Source organism: Psychrobacillus sp. FSL K6-2365 (assembly GCF_038003165.1).
Classification (GTDB): domain Bacteria; phylum Bacillota; class Bacilli; order Bacillales_A; family Planococcaceae; genus Psychrobacillus; species Psychrobacillus psychrodurans.
The window spans coordinates 4,184,934-4,199,941 of record NZ_JBBOOO010000001.1 but is presented as its reverse complement, the minus strand read 5'-3'; the positions used below and the strand labels follow the sequence as shown (position 1 = coordinate 4,199,941).

The following is a 15,008-nucleotide window of genomic DNA, read 5'->3' as shown; positions in this document are numbered from 1 at the left end:
AAACCCTTGGCATTTTTGTTATTTTTTTATTTTCATTGCTTTTGCTTCTGCTTTTAATGCCTTCAAAAGCGAAATAATCATTAGTAGCATTACAAACGAAAATGGTAAGGCAGCAATAATTATTGTATTTTGCAATGCATCCAACCCATTAACGGATAACAATATAATTGCAATTACAGATAGTGCAAATCCCCAAGCAAGCTTTACTTTGTTCGGTGGTGTCAGTGATCCATTTGTCGACTGCATACCAAGAACGAAAGTAGCAGAATCTGCTGAAGTAATGAAAAAGGAACTAATTAATATAACTGCAAATACAGAAATAACGGTAGAGAGGGGCATCAGGTTGAACATTTCAAAAATCGTCAATTCGGTCGAGGCTTGAGCTAAGTCGGAAACTCCTCTTTTTTGAAAATCGATTGCTGTCGTACCAAAAGCCGAAAACCAAAAGGCTCCTAGTATAGTAGGAGCTACAAGAACACCTGTGACAAACTCGCGAATCGTGCGTCCTTTAGAAACTCGAGCGATGAACATACTAACAAATGGTGCCCAAGAAATCCACCATGCCCAATAGAAGATAGTCCAGTTATTAAGCCATTCACGATGTCCAGCATTTAATGGAGACGTTCGGAAGCTCATTTGTACGATATTTGCCAAATAACCCCCAAAAGAATCCGTTAACATATCAAAAATTAATAATGTTGGTCCAAGTATGATGACAAACCCAAGTAGAGCAAGAGCCAATATCAAATTCGTATTGGATAAATATTTTATCCCTTTACTTAATCCTGACCAAGCGGACATTACGAAAAGAACAGTGACAACCGCTATAATGATAATTTGAGACATAATCCCAATTTTAAAGCCGAATAAGTAATTTAACCCTCCGTTAATTTGAACTGCACCGAATCCGAGAGAAGTAGCAACACCGAACGCTGTAGCGAAAACAGCTAGCACATCCACAAGTGTACCCCAAGGGCCTTCCATCTTTTTGCCGAAAATCGGCTTCAATGTAGAAGAAATTAAGCCTGGTTCCCCTTTGCGGAACTGAAAGAAAGCAAGAGACAGGGCAACTACTCCATACATTGCCCAAACATGGAATCCCCAGTGGAAGAAAGTTTGGCGGAGTGATTCTTTAAAAGCTGCACTAGTATTTGGCTCTGTTGTCGCAGGATCGATGGCATAATGTGATAAAGGTTCAGCAGCACCATAAAAGACAAGCCCAATTCCCATACCGGCAGAAAATAGCATAGCAATCCAAGTAATAGTTGAAAACTGTGGACGATCTGTATCTTTTCCGAGTCGGATTTTTCCGTATGGACTAAAGATGAAGAAAATGCTTAACGCTAGCATAAACGTCATAAGTATCATGTAGTACCAACCAAATGACGAAGCAACAAAAGTCTTAATAGTTGTGGTAATAGCCTCGAAACTTGCGGGAGCTAAAGCCCCGTAACCGACCGCTAAAACTATTAAACTCATTGTAATATAAAATACCTTTGATAATTTTTTCATGTTTCCCCCTACATAATTAAAGTTAAACAGTTAACTATACTATAAAATGGTATCAAATCAACCAATACACTTTGTCCCGATTCTTTTAAGTATTTCCATTTTAGATGATATTGAAACTTCTATTTCGTAATGAAAGCTAAAATAGCAATTTTTATTTTTAATTTAATGGAGATGTTTGTCTAGTTTGCTTGCTGTCCTCTTGCATTTACTAATAGTAGTGCAAGAAGGAGGTGAATTAACCATGAATCAACATCGTCAACCCTGTTCCTGTAATTCCTGTCATCAAACGCAGTGGCATCAACCAGCTGCGCAACCAGTTGTTTGTCCCCCGCAATACCGAGTGCGTGATTCGTTCTCACCAAGAATGCAACCTGTTATCCACCCAATTGTAAATGTGAATAGAGAACATATCGTAAACGTCCCTCAACATTTTTACACAGTGACCAACCAAAATGTAATGGCACCTGGAAGCCAACAGGCATTTCCTATGCAACAAGGACAGTTTCCACAACAATCTTTTGGTCAGCCATTTGGACAACAGTTTGGGCAACAACAATTCGGACAGCAACAGTTCTTCCCAGGTCAGAATAGATAATTCATCGATATTGTAGTTTCTTCTACGTTATTTAGAAAGTACGAGCAAATGCCTTTTGTAAAAAGTGCATTTGCTTTTTTTATTTAACTTACTAAAAGCCTTACATTTTCTTTAAAAGTATTCGCATAAAATAATATCTATGTATTTAGATATATTGTAATTTTCAGTATATTTTGATAAAGTTTATAATTATTTCGGTTTTCAAAAAGAAAAATAGAATGATATGGGGGAGTAATATGAAGTTATTTTTATCAGTCGATATGGAAGGGATTACTGGTTTACCAGACTATACGTTTGTAGAGTCTAATAAGCATAATTACGAACGGGCGAGACGTATAATGACCCAGGAAGCTAATGCAATTGTAGAAGGTGCTATATCAAAAGGTATAAAAGAAATATTAGTCAATGACAGTCATTCTAAGATGAATAATCTTCTCGTAGAAGAATTACATCCAGATGCATCCTTAATTACAGGAGATTTTAAGCCTTATTCAATGGTGCATGCGCTAGACGAAACGTATTTAGGAGCAGTGTTCGCTGGTTATCATTCGCGTGCTGGACAACCGGGTGTCATGAGTCACTCGATGATTTTTGGGGTTCGGAATATGTACATAAATGATGTAGTGGTTGGAGAACTTGGATTAAATGCTTACGTAGCAGGCTATTATGGGGTGCCTGTTATTATGGTGGCAGGAGACGACGGTGCCTGTAGGGAAGCGCAAGATCTTTTACCCGGCGTAGTAACTGCAGTGATGAAAGAGTCTATTTCTCGTTCAGCTGTAAAAACGTTACACCCTCTAAAATCACATGCCTTGCTTAGAGAAAAAGTAGCCGAGGCTATTGAAAAACGAGAGCAAATAAAACCTCTAACACCACCTGAAAACCCGATATTACGAATCGAATTTGTTAACTACGGTCAAGCGGAGTGGGCAGCTTTAATGCCAGGTTGTGAAATTATAGAAGGGACTACAACGGTGAAGTTTAAAGCTAAAGATATATTAGAGGCTTACCGAGCAATGCTTGTTATGGTGGAATTAGCGTTACAAGCTAAATTCTGTTAAGGGGGATTTTGGATGCAGAAATATATTATTAAGCGTTTTCTCATGATGATTGCAACGATTTTAATCATCGCGACATTGACTTTCGTATTGATGCACTTAATACCAGGTTCTCCATTTGAAGGAGAGCGGACGACTAATCCTACTATTCAAGCAAACTTAGAAAAGTTTTATAAATTGGATGAACCACTTCATGTTCAATATTTAAGCTATTTAAAATCTATTGTCACATTTGACTTTGGTCCTTCGATTAAAAAACCAAATGAATCTGTAAATGATTTGTTGGCACGGGGATTTCCAATCTCCTTTGAACTTGGGATGGTCACTATTTTAGTAGCTTTGCTATCAGGAATAATACTAGGAACGATTGCTGCTCTTCGACATAATGGTCTAATAGATTATTTTGCTATGACATTTGCAGTTATTGGTATATCTGTTCCTAACTTCGTCCTTGCTACATTACTTATCCAACAACTTGCCGTTACTTGGGACTTGCTTCCGGCGGCAACCTGGTCTAGTCCGTTACATATGATATTGCCCGTAATAGCTCTTGCAACAGGGCCTACAGCTATCATTGCTCGTTTAACTAGATCTAGTATGTTGGAAGTGCTAACACAGGATTATATAAAAATGGCTCGTGCAAAAGGATTATCACCAGTAAGGATAATTATCCGCCATGCATTAAGAAATGCACTTATGCCAGTAGTGACTATTTTGGGGACTATGCTTGCGGGAATACTAACAGGAACTTTTGTAATCGAGCGTATTTTTGCTATTCCAGGAATGGGCAAATATTTCGTAGAGAGTATTAATAACCGAGATTATCCAGTAATAATGGGGACAACTGTGTTTTATAGCGCATTTCTGGTGTTCATGCTTTTCATTGTAGATATTGTCTATGGATTACTGGACCCACGCATAAAATTACACCGTAAGGAGGGGGATGCCTAATGACAAATTCACAAGAAGTAGTGTCCCCTCAGCATGTTAAGGATGAATGGTTTCGACCTCTTCCGAAGAAGCAGGGCAGTGCAGAAACAGTTGTTAGACCCTCATTATCCTATTGGAAGGATGCTTGGCGCCGTTTACGAAAAAATAAATTGGCGATGGGAGGATTAATCTTTCTTATTTTACTAATGCTTTTCGCGGTATTTGGTCCTATTTTTTCTCCCTATTCAGTTACAGCTACTGATTACCCTAGTCAAAATCAGCCTCCATCCGCAGCTCATTGGTTTGGTACAGATGAAGCAGGACGAGACGTATTTACAAGAACCTGGTACGGTGCCCGTATTTCCATATTTGTTGGAGTGATGGCTGCACTAATTGATTTCTTTATTGGCATTATTTACGGCGGTATTAGTGGATATAAAGGTGGACGCACAGATTCCTTCATGATGCGTGTGGTAGAAGTGCTTTATGGATTACCACATTTGTTAGTAGTCATACTATTGATGGTTATAATGGGTGCAAGTTTGACGACCATTATTGTTGCTCTTACAGTAACTGGATGGGTAGGGATGGCTCGAATTGTACGAGGACAGGTATTACAAATAAAAAATTATGAGTTCGTCACAGCATCCAAGTCGTTTGGTGCGAAGAGCTCTAGAATTATCCGGAAAAACTTATTACCGAATACGATGGGTCCTATTATAGTTCAGATGACACTTACAGTTCCGAGTGCTATTTTTGCAGAAGCATTTCTAAGTTTTTTAGGCTTAGGAATAGCGGCCCCATTTGCGAGCTGGGGTGTAATGGCAAATGATGCGCTTCCTGTTATTTTATCTGGTCATTGGTGGCGTTTATTCTTCCCTGCATTGTTTATTTCTTTAACAATGTTTGCATTTAATGTGCTAGGGGATGGACTGCAGGATGCTCTAGATCCGAAGCTGAGGAGGTAGATTGGATGAATGAACATCAATTAGATCATGCAAAGGAACAAATAAAAGAGCGAGTTGATGAAGTAGATAAATCTCTTCCAGTAGGTACCTCTGGGGTGCAAAAGAATAGAAAGAAGTCAAAGAAAGTTAGGTCAGATGTAAAAGTACTACAGGTAAATAATCTTCAGGTTTCTTTTCGAACATATGGTGGAGAGGTTGAAGCGGTTAGAGGGGTTAGTTTCGATTTACATCAAGGGGAAACACTTGCAATAGTGGGTGAATCGGGATGTGGAAAAAGCGTTACTTCTAATGCGATTATGGGGTTAATACCAAAGCCTGCTGGAATTATTAAGAATGGCCGAGTTCTTTTTAAAGGGAAAGAATTGACGAATATGTCGAAGCCGCAACTGCGGAAAATTCAAGGCGTTGATATATCAATGATTTTCCAAGATCCAATGACTGCACTAAACCCAACTCTCACGATAGGGGAGCAGTTAACTGAAGGACTTCGGACACATAAAAAAGTAAGTAAACAGGATGCAAAGCAAAAAGCAATAGAAATGTTGGAATTAGTAGGGATACCTAATCCTACAGAACGTTTAAAGCAATTTCCTCATCAATTTTCTGGTGGAATGCGTCAACGAATCGTAATTGCCATTGCGCTAATTTGTGAACCTGAGCTATTGATTGCAGATGAACCAACAACAGCACTCGATGTAACGATCCAAGCACAAATTTTAGAACTCTTTGAGGAGATTCAGCAAAAAACAGATATATCGATTATTTTAATTACTCATGATTTAGGAGTCGTTGCAAAAATAGCTGATCGAATAGCAGTAATGTATGCAGGGAAAATAGTAGAAATTGGTGATAAGCGTGCAATATTTTACACACCAGAGCATCCATATACGAAAGGACTTTTAAATTCAGTACCACGTCTGGATTTGGTTGAAGAAGAGCTACAGCCAATTGAAGGAACACCACCAGATTTATTTTCGCCACCGAAAGGATGTCCTTTCACGGCAAGATGTCCGTATGCGATGGAAGTATGCGATCATGTATATCCTTCTACGACAACAAAATCTGATACACATGCGGTTGACTGTTGGCTTCAAGACGAACGTGCAAAAGTATTACAAGAGTTATCTTGAATAGGATGAGCGCGCGTAAGTGCATTCACATATATATTACAAAGGGGGAACTAGAATGAAGAAATGGTTATCATTATTTGTAGTAGCGTTATTTGTCCTTGTGTTAAGTGCTTGTACAGCCACGAAAGATGCGGGTGAAACACCGAAAACTAATACAGGTAATGAAGGAGAAGAGAAGGAAACTGCAGCAGAAACGGAAACAGAAAAAGTACTCAAATTAAATAATGGAAATGAGCCAACCTCATTTGATCCATCTGTAGGATTTGATGCAGTTTCTTGGAATGCACTGAATAATTTAATGGAAGGACTTGTACGACTTTCAAAAGACCATGTGGCGGAGCCTGCGACAGCCGAAAAAATTGATGTAACAGAAGATGGACTGACATATACATTTACAATTCGAGATGATGCGAAATGGTCTAATGGTGAGCCTGTATTAGCAAGTGACTTCGTCTACGGATGGTTGCATATGTTAAATCCGGAAACGGCGTCTCCGGCAGCGTTTTTGGCATATTTCATTGATGGAGCTGAAGCTTATAATAGTGGGGAAGGTACGGCTGAGGATGTGGCTATTAAAGCATTAGAGGAAAAAGTATTTGAAGTGAAGTTGAATGCTCCAACCGAAGCATTCTTGAATATTATTACAAACCCTAGTTTCTTCCCAGTGAATGAGAAAGTAGCTACAGAGAATGCAACGTGGTTTACTGAAGCAGATACATTCGTAGGGAACGGTCCGTTCAAGTTAACTGCATGGGAACATGATGTTAGCTTTACATTTGCAAAAAATGAAAACTATTGGGATGCAGATACTGTGAAGCTTGATACAGTAGAATGGGCAATGGTAGATGACTCCAATACAGAATACCAAATGTACGAAACAGGGGAATTAGATGTGTCGGGTGTACCATCTGAATTAGCAGATCAGTTAATGAATGACCCTGAACTTAAAAATGAAGACCAGGCAGGACTATATTTCTATCGCTTTAATGTTTCACAAGAGCCTTTTACGAATAAAAAAATCCGTCAAGCTTTTGGTATAGCTGTTGATCAACAAGAAATCGTCGAGTTTGTAACAAAGAATGGTGAAAAACCAGCGGAAGGCTTTATTCCTTACGGATTTGTAGGTCCAGATGGTAAAGAATTCAGAGAAACAGCAGGTAAGCTTGTAGGTTTTGATGCAGAAAAAGCAAAAACGCTTTTAGCTGAAGGTATGGCAGAAGAGGGTTACACAGTGTTACCAGAAGTAAATTTAACTTATTCTACAAGTGATACCCATAAGAAAATAGCAGAAGCGTTGCAAAGTAAATTTAAAGAAGTGTTAGGAGTAGATGTAACACTACAAAATGTAGAAGCAAGTGTGTTTGCGACCGAGCAAAAAGAGTTTAAATATCAATTGTCTCGTTCTTCCTTCTTATTTGACTATGCTGATCCAGTGAATGCATTAGAAAGCTTCATTACAGATTCTTCTATGAATCGTACGACATGGTCGAATGCAGAGTTTGATAAACTAATTGCCGATATTAAAAAGGAAACAGACGAAGTAAAACGTTGGGAAATGCTAATCCAAGCAGACGCGTTATTAATGGATGAAATGCCTATTTTCCCAGTTCACTATTACAATCAAGTGACACTTGAAAAACCAACAATTTCAGGAATCGTAAGACATCCAGTTGGATACATGGATTTAAAATGGGCTGACAAAGAGTAAAGAGCTAATGCTGTGCTTTGGTAGTTAGTCTTAGTTCGCGACATCGTGTCGTAACGACTGACCCCTGTGGACATTCGACAAGTAATGGAAGAACTTCACGTAAAGGCGTTATTTGCCTTTTCTAAAATCTTGAAGCGACTCGAGGGGCTAGGCGCTAGAAAAAGAATAATTGCACAAGCGATTAAGAAAGACTGCGGTGCCTCTTATGGTGCCGCCCTTTTCTTTCGTAGTAGCTATGTTAAACTTTGCTGTGAGTTAGTTTACAAAGCTTTCATTATAAAGGAGATATTACATATGAAGATTCGTCCGAAACGATTAGAAAAAGGGGATACTATTGGCATTATTGCTCCTTCAAGTCCACCAAATTCAGAAAATTTAAAGCGTTCCTTTGCCTTTTTAGAGGAGCTCGGTTTGTCATATCAGCTAGGTAAAAATGTAGAAAATATACATGGTTATTTAGCTGGTACCGATGAGGAACGTTTGGAGGATTTACATGAAATGTTCGCTAACCCGGATATTGCAGGAATTATTTGTGCAGGTGGTGGCTACGGTTCTGCACGTTACACAGATCAAATCGATTTTCAATTGATGCATGAGAATCCAAAAATATTTTGGGGCTACTCGGATATAACCTTTCTACATACAGGGATGAATCTATATTCGGATATCGTCACCTTCCATGGACCAATGTTAGCGTCGGATGTGGGAAAGGATACATTCTCGGAGCTATCCAAAAAAATGTTTCAGCAACTATTTAATCCGATGGAGCTATTTTATACCGAAGCAATCTCTCCATTGACACAAGTTTCTCCGGGTATTGTGAGAGGAGAACTTACAGGAGGTAATTTATCACTATTAGCTAATGGTATAGGTACGAAATATGAGGTTAACACAAAAGGAAAACTTCTCTTTATAGAAGATGTGGGCGAAGAGCCATACAAAGTCGATGGTATGCTTAACCAACTACGCCAAGCAGGTATTTTAGATGCAGCGGCTGGGTTTGTTATTGGAGATTTTAGTGATGCGGAACCTAAAAAAAGACCGGTTACTTTATCTTTAGATGAAGTGTTTGACCATTATATCGGTAAATTAGGTAAGCCTGCGGTGAAAGGATTTAAAATAGGGCATTGCGAGCCTCATTTCGCTATACCACTTGGAATGGAAGCAGAATTGGACGCAAATAACTTATCTCTAACAATATTACCTGGAGTGGAATAAAGGGGGAGAGAAGATTGTATATAAAATCGATTGAGACATTTGATGTGGCAATTCCTCTCACCAAACCTTTTAAAACTGCTCTACGAACAGTGACAACGGCTTACTCAGTGTATGTGACTATTGTGACGAGTGATGGATTAGTTGGTTATGGAGAGGCTCCACCAACACATGTAATCACTGGAGAATCAATGGATAGTATCCGCTACGCTATTAACGAAGTAATAGCACCCCAGTTAATAGGTTTGAATATTTTACAAAGTGAACAAGTATTTCAGAAACTAAACACAGCCTTAGTAAGAAATACGAGTGCTAAAGCAGCTGTAGATATGGCTATTCACGACATACTTGCTAGGTATGCGGGTCTTCCTTTATATCAATTTCTAGGTGGATATCGGGATACGATTGAAACGGATTTTACGGTTAGTGTGAATGACCCGGCCGAGATGGCCGATGATGCGGAACAGTATATAAAGGATGGATTTAAAGTTCTAAAGGTCAAGGTAGGTATTGGTGATATAAAAGATGATATCGAACGAATTCATGCTATTCGAAAACGTGTGGGAATGACTCCAAAGTTAAGACTCGATGCTAACCAAGGATGGAATGCAAAAGAGGCGGTAAAAGCAATTAGTTTAATGGAAGATGCAGGTCTATCAATCGAATTTGTAGAGCAACCAGTCCCTGCTTGGGATCTAGAGGGCTTAAAGTATGTTACTGATCATACTTATACTCCAATTATGGCCGATGAGAGTGTTTTTTCCGTGCAGGACGCTAAACAAGTTCTAAAAATAAGAGCTGCTGATTTGATAAACATAAAGCTAATGAAATCTGGGGGGATTTATCACGGAAAAAAAATAAATGCACTTGCAGAGGCGAATGGTGTGGGGTGTATGGTAGGGAGCATGATTGAAACGAAATTAGGCATCACAGCTGCAGCTCATTTTGCCGCTAGTCAGCCGAATATTCGATATTTCGATTTTGACGCACCGTTGATGCTGGATAATGATTTAATAGTCGGTGGAGTTATCTATGAAAAAAGTAAAATGTCGTTTTCTAATGAACTAGGATTAGGAATAACACATGTAAATTTGGATTAGGAGGCCAAAAGATGCCAGTTGAAACGAAAGAATGGGTTTGCGCTGTAAAGGTTGGAACAATTTGGACTGAACCTAATTCTGCAAGAGAGATAGATAATCCAGGAATATCAAATCCTGTGTTATTGGTGGAATGGCTTGAGGCACTACCATACAAAGAAAGATTAGCGTTATGTAATGAAAATCGTGTGCAAACACAGCTTCTTTACGGAGAGCCATTGTTTCTGGAGGAGATAGAAGGGGAATGGGCAAAGGTTGTTGCTATTTGGCAGCCCTCTAAAAAAGATAATCGCGGTTATCCAGGATGGATTCCACTGTCACAAATAAAGCCGGCTGGACAAGTGAATAACAAAGGAATTGTAAGAGTTTCGTCTGCAAAAGCACAGCTATGGGACTTACAGCATAACCCTTTGCTCGTTTTACCGTTTAATACTATTCTACCGATAATATCAGAGGGGGAAGTATTTTATACGGTTCATACTCCACATGGCAAAGCGCTATTATCGAAAGGCCAAGCTCAATTTGCACTATCTTTGATGCAGCTTCCTAAGAAGTCTGCAGAAGAGGCAGTTGCTCTAGGGGAAAAGTATTTAGACTTGCCTTACCTTTGGGGTGGGATGTCCCCATATGGTTATGATTGTTCCGGTTTTTCCTATAATATGATGAAGGCTTGTGGGTATATAATTCCACGGGATGCAAGTGACCAAGCAAAAATGGGAGAAGAAATTCCTATACACAATCCTTCTCTTTGGAAAAAGGGAGATTTAATATTCTTCGCAAATGATGAAGGTACTGGAAGCGTTAGACATGTTGGTTTTTATTATGGGAATGGACAACTTTTGCATTCTCATTCAACTGGGAAAACAGTAGAAATTTTAGTATTAGCAGAATCTAAGTTAGAAAAGGAAATTTGTGCAGTTAGAAGATATGCCGTTTAGGGGGGAATCACATGACGGAAAAAGTTCTATTATCTGTTCAAGATTTGAAGCGTCATTTTGACATTGGGAGCGGGGAGACGTTAAAAGCAGTCGATGGGATAAGTTTTGATATAGTCAAAGGAGAAACATTTGGTTTAGTTGGAGAATCGGGTTGTGGTAAATCGACAGCAGGTCGAACTATTTTAGGCTTATACAATAGAACAGAGGGAAAAGTTCTGTTTGAAGATAAAAATGTGCATGAGATGAGTAGCAAAGAAAGAACAGGATACTTGAAAAAGATGCAAATGATCTTCCAGGATCCTTATGCATCCTTAAATCCACGTTCCACTGTGTTTGAAATTATTGCAGAACCAATGGAAATACATAAACTATATAAAAAAGAAGAGTTAAAGTCTAGAGTGTATGAGTTACTAGAGGATGTCGGACTAAACAAAGACCATGCTAATCGCTATCCTCATGAATTTTCTGGAGGGCAACGACAACGAATTGGCATAGCTCGTGCTCTTGCATTAGATCCAGAGTTTATAATCGCGGATGAGCCAATTTCAGCGTTGGATGTGTCGGTACAAGCACAAGTAGTGAAGTTGCTCCAGCGGCTACAAAAAGAAAAAAATCTAACTTATTTGTTTATCGCACATGATTTATCGATGGTCAAGTACATCTCTGACCGAATTGGGGTCATGTACCTGGGGCATATGGTAGAACTAACTACGAGTAACCAATTGTATGATGAGCCACTACACCCCTATACACAGGCATTGTTATCCGCGATTCCGATTCCAGACCCTGATATAGAGGAATCACGGGAACGTATACTATTGCAAGGAGAGCTTCCGAGTCCTATCAATCCACCTTCTGGTTGCGTGTTCCGTACAAGATGTGCACACGCTATGTCTATTTGTACAGACAAAAGACCGGTTTGGAAGGAGCAGGAAGCAGGGCATTTTGTGGCATGTCATCTTTATAATTAAATGGCTTCTTTACACCAAGTGTTGGAAGTAGAAATCATTTTTATTGAAGATTTGTTCATTTGTGTAAGGGCACTTAAAGCTTCTATATCTGCATTTTTCTATTCAGGTAGAGGCTAGATTTTTTGTTGATTTCTACTCGTTCAGTTGTCTTAAGGTGGATAGGGTCTGTATATGACCTTGCATATTCATTGTGTTTAATAGAATTTTTTTATTCTAATTAATGATTAATTACTACTCGCTTTATTGATTGCAGTGGAATGCGGCGACTCCAGCGGGATAAGCGAGAAAGTCGAGACTCCACAGGGAGCGTTTATAGGAACGAAGGCTAAGTATTAAAATGCGTATGTCGACAATTTATAATTAGCATCATACTGGCCCAAGGAGGCTCGGCCTCGCCCGCGGAAAGCGTCCGCATGAAACGAAAATCAGCAGTATTATTAAAGTCCTTTATTCAAAATAGCAAGTTGCATAATTATATGTTGACAGATTGCTAATACTTGTAGTATTCTGAAAATAACTTAAAGAAAGGAGTGAGGCATTATGGCAAATCTATATACGTATCCACGAATCAGTAAGTTCATGATGTCCCACTCTGTATGTCTCTAACCAGATACATGCTTCTTTACTAATGACCGGGAAACCATGACTGCTGATTTGTGCAGTCATGGTTTTTTTATACGGAAAATTAGGAGGAAGTAAAATTGAATTTAATCGAACAATATGGATGGAATAATAATTGGGAAGAAAAAATGACAGGTAGTGGAATCGCAGGTCGCGTTCTACTGGAACATAAAAATTTATATAGAGTTATGACCAATGAAGGAGAGTTACTAAGTTCACTTTCCGGGAAATTTAAGTTTGAGCATAATAGGGAAGCATTTCCGGCAGTTGGAGACTGGGTAGTGCTTGATCAGATGCCTGGTGAGGAAAAAGGAATCATTCATGAAGTGCTTCCTCGCAGCTCGCAGTTCTCTAGGAAAATGGCGGGATTGACTACGGAAATTCAATTAATCGCTGTAAACGTTGATTTTGTATTTTTGGTTATGTCACTTAATCATGACTTCAATGTCCGTAGACTAGAGAGATACCTATTGGCGGCATGGGATTCAGGGGCGACGCCGGTTGTGGTGTTAACGAAAAAAGATACCTGTGAAGACCTAGAATATTATATTAAAGAAGTTGAGGCTATTGCATTTGGTGTAGATATATTTGCAGTGAGTAGTGTTACAGGAGAGGGTATTGATCTTCTGGGGAATCTGTTGGCTGCACATAAAACTGGCGCACTTTTAGGATCTTCAGGAGTAGGGAAATCCTCTTTGATTAACGCATTATCAGGTGTAGAAGTAATGGCTGTAAATGATATAAGGACAGATGATAGTAAAGGGCGCCATACGACTACACATAGAGAACTGACGCTGTTACCACAAGGGGGCTTATTAATTGATACACCTGGTATGAGGGAGTTTCAGCTTTGGGATACGAGTGAAGGAGTTAGTGCTAGCTTTCAGGACATCGAAGACCTAGCGTTAGCGTGTCGCTTCCGTGATTGCCAGCATGTAAAAGAGCCGGGCTGTGCAATTCAAGAGGCTATTTATAATGGTACGCTCAAACGAGAACGATACAAAAGTTATGTAAAACTAATGAGAGAGCTTGCACATATCGATCGTAAAAACGATGCAATAGCTAAAAAAGCTGAAACGAATAAATGGAAGCAAATAGCGAAGTCCCAACGAAATAATTATAAAAAGAAAATCTGATTATAGATAGGTGATAACGAATGATTCAATTAGTCAATCACAATGATGAAAAAGTCGCTGAGAGTATTCTATCAATTCAACTACCAGCATATAAAGTTGAAGCTGATTTAATAGGATTCGATGGAATACCACAGCTTTTAGATACAGTAGAAAATATAAAAAGTTCTAAAGAACAATTTCTCGGGAAGTTGGATGGCTCGAAATTAGTAGGTTTTCTTTCTTATGAAGGTACAGAGGAACTAATTGACATTTGTAGGCTTGTAGTAGATCCTAATCATTTTCGAAAAGGAATTGCATCAGAGTTATTAAGTTATCTATTAAACGTCTATGGAAATGAAAAAAAGATAGTTGTATCAACTGGTGCAAAAAATACACCAGCAATCACATTATATGAAAGACATAATTTTACAAAATTAGTGGATGTCGAAATAGAACCCGATTTCTTTATTACTCAACTAACGTATGAACGAAAAAAGATTTAATGAATAGGAATATTCATATTAATATATCCTAAACTACAAACGACTGTTTGTAGTTTTTTTCTTTTTTCAGGGCAAATCGTATCAATTGCACATGCGAAAAATTCTCGTTATAATATAGTCAAAGTTAGTCAAAGTCAGTTTGTGAGAAGAGGTGAGAAGATGAAAAATATATCTGACATAATTGAAGGGTATTTAAAGGCTATTATAGAAGAAGGAAGTAAGGAACAAATTGAAATTAAGCGAAGTGAAATTGCAGAAAAGTTTCAGTGTGTTCCATCTCAAATAAATTATGTTATCAATACAAGGTTTACCCAAGATCGAGGATACTTAGTAGAAAGTAAACGAGGTGGAGGGGGATATATTCGAATCCTCCGCGTTCGAGCTCATACGAAAGCTGATTTAATAGAGCATATTATACAGACACTAGAAAACGGGGCTTCTGAATCCGTTACCGAAGATATTGTTTTCCGGTTAATCGATGAGGATGTTATATCTAAACGTGAAGCTAAACTTATTTTAGCAGCTTTAAACCGAACGACTTTAGCAATTCCGCTTCCTGCGAGAGATGAACTACGATCACGTATACTATGTGCCATGTTATTAACGTTAAAATATGAAAAAAGTGAAAAATGAACGGGGTGTGTTGA

The 15,008-nt window shown here is 38.7% G+C and carries 14 protein-coding genes; 13 read left to right on the top strand and 1 reads right to left on the bottom strand.

Annotated elements, in window-relative coordinates; all coding sequences use genetic code 11:
* Positions 1–18: 18 nt before the first annotated feature.
* Positions 19–1,512, bottom strand: coding sequence for a glycine betaine uptake BCCT transporter (locus MKY29_RS21295; protein WP_340880692.1), 1,494 nt, complete (start codon positions 1,510–1,512; stop codon positions 19–21).
* Positions 1,513–1,753: 241 nt separating this feature from the next.
* Between MKY29_RS21295 and MKY29_RS21290 the strand changes: the two genes are divergently transcribed.
* The 13 genes from MKY29_RS21290 (at position 1,754) to MKY29_RS21230 (ending at position 14,994) form a co-directional block, all read left to right on the top strand.
* On the top strand, positions 1,754–2,107 hold the full coding sequence (locus tag MKY29_RS21290) for a hypothetical protein (RefSeq protein ID WP_241598566.1): 354 nt from the start codon (positions 1,754–1,756) through the stop codon (positions 2,105–2,107).
* Between the two features lie 236 nt (positions 2,108–2,343).
* Positions 2,344–3,168, top strand: a complete 825-nt coding sequence (locus MKY29_RS21285; protein ID WP_093495461.1) for a M55 family metallopeptidase — start codon at positions 2,344–2,346, stop codon at positions 3,166–3,168.
* 12 nt (positions 3,169–3,180) lie between these two features.
* Positions 3,181–4,116 (top strand): ABC transporter permease, encoded by a 936-nt coding sequence (locus MKY29_RS21280; protein WP_090567675.1) that lies wholly within the window; start codon positions 3,181–3,183, stop codon positions 4,114–4,116.
* A complete protein-coding gene (locus tag MKY29_RS21275) occupies positions 4,116–5,063 on the top strand; it encodes an ABC transporter permease (RefSeq protein WP_093495459.1) in 948 nt (315 codons plus the stop codon). Before MKY29_RS21280 ends, MKY29_RS21275 begins: the two co-directional genes overlap by 1 nt.
* A gap of 5 nt (positions 5,064–5,068) precedes the next feature.
* Positions 5,069–6,193: an ABC transporter ATP-binding protein gene (locus tag MKY29_RS21270; RefSeq protein ID WP_340880691.1), complete on the top strand. Its 1,125-nt coding sequence runs from the start codon at positions 5,069–5,071 to the stop codon at positions 6,191–6,193.
* A 55-nt stretch (positions 6,194–6,248) separates the two neighbouring features.
* Positions 6,249–7,901: a peptide ABC transporter substrate-binding protein gene (locus tag MKY29_RS21265; protein WP_340880690.1), complete on the top strand. Its 1,653-nt coding sequence runs from the start codon at positions 6,249–6,251 to the stop codon at positions 7,899–7,901.
* A 294-nt stretch (positions 7,902–8,195) separates the two neighbouring features.
* Positions 8,196–9,119, top strand: a complete 924-nt coding sequence (locus MKY29_RS21260; RefSeq protein WP_340880914.1) for a S66 peptidase family protein — start codon at positions 8,196–8,198, stop codon at positions 9,117–9,119.
* A 14-nt stretch (positions 9,120–9,133) separates the two neighbouring features.
* The gene (locus MKY29_RS21255; RefSeq protein ID WP_093495456.1) at positions 9,134–10,216 is read left to right on the top strand and encodes a mandelate racemase/muconate lactonizing enzyme family protein; all 1,083 of its coding nucleotides are present in this window, start codon (positions 9,134–9,136) and stop codon (positions 10,214–10,216) included.
* An 11-nt stretch (positions 10,217–10,227) separates the two neighbouring features.
* Positions 10,228–11,151, top strand: a complete 924-nt coding sequence (locus MKY29_RS21250; RefSeq protein WP_093495455.1) for a C40 family peptidase — start codon at positions 10,228–10,230, stop codon at positions 11,149–11,151.
* Positions 11,152–11,162: 11 nt separating this feature from the next.
* Positions 11,163–12,122 carry an ABC transporter ATP-binding protein gene (locus MKY29_RS21245; protein WP_090567693.1) on the top strand — a complete coding sequence of 320 codons (960 nt, stop codon included), beginning with the start codon at positions 11,163–11,165 and terminating at the stop codon, positions 12,120–12,122.
* Positions 12,123–12,871: 749 nt separating this feature from the next.
* Positions 12,872–13,879 carry a ribosome small subunit-dependent GTPase A gene (rsgA, locus tag MKY29_RS21240; protein ID WP_093495579.1) on the top strand — a complete coding sequence of 336 codons (1,008 nt, stop codon included), beginning with the start codon at positions 12,872–12,874 and terminating at the stop codon, positions 13,877–13,879.
* Positions 13,880–13,899: 20 nt separating this feature from the next.
* Positions 13,900–14,361, top strand: coding sequence for a GNAT family N-acetyltransferase (locus MKY29_RS21235; RefSeq protein WP_093495454.1), 462 nt, complete (start codon positions 13,900–13,902; stop codon positions 14,359–14,361).
* Positions 14,362–14,520: 159 nt separating this feature from the next.
* The gene (locus MKY29_RS21230) at positions 14,521–14,994 is read left to right on the top strand and encodes a CtsR family transcriptional regulator (RefSeq protein WP_090567701.1); all 474 of its coding nucleotides are present in this window, start codon (positions 14,521–14,523) and stop codon (positions 14,992–14,994) included.
* Positions 14,995–15,008 lie beyond the last annotated feature (14 nt).